The 393-nt window shown below is 59.5% G+C and carries 1 pseudogene; it reads right to left on the bottom strand.

Annotated features, from left to right (window positions below):
• Positions 1 to 393, bottom strand: a pseudogene (locus CBF90_RS16875) (DUF4032 domain-containing protein); the annotation flags it as partial.

The following is a 393-nucleotide window of genomic DNA, read 5'->3' as shown; positions in this document are numbered from 1 at the left end:
GTCGAGGAACTCGCCATAGAGATTCGTCCGGGCGATTTGTAGGTCGTGTTCCCGCTGGCCGGTGGTCAGGTGATCGTGCAGCTCACCGGTCTCGGCATCGACTAGATAGGCCGCGAAGGCCTCGGCATCTCGTCGGAACAGTACGTTCGACAGCGAGATGTCACCCCATAAGAAGCCCACCAGATGAAGTCGCACAAGAAGAACGACGAGGGCGTCAAGGAGCCGCATGACGGTTCCTTGACGCACACCAGAATGGAAAAGGGACCTGTAGGGCAAAGAGAACCGTAGGTGGCGGGTGAGGATGATCGGCTCCAGCGGTTCACCGTTGGACGCAACGCGGTCAGTAATGACGCCGATGGGCTCGACCGACGGGGTATCGAGCCTCATGAGGTC

The organism is Microbacterium sp. AISO3 (assembly GCF_002204305.1).
Lineage (GTDB): Bacteria > Actinomycetota > Actinomycetes > Actinomycetales > Microbacteriaceae > Microbacterium > Microbacterium arborescens.
This window is presented reverse-complemented; position numbering and strand designations above follow the sequence as displayed.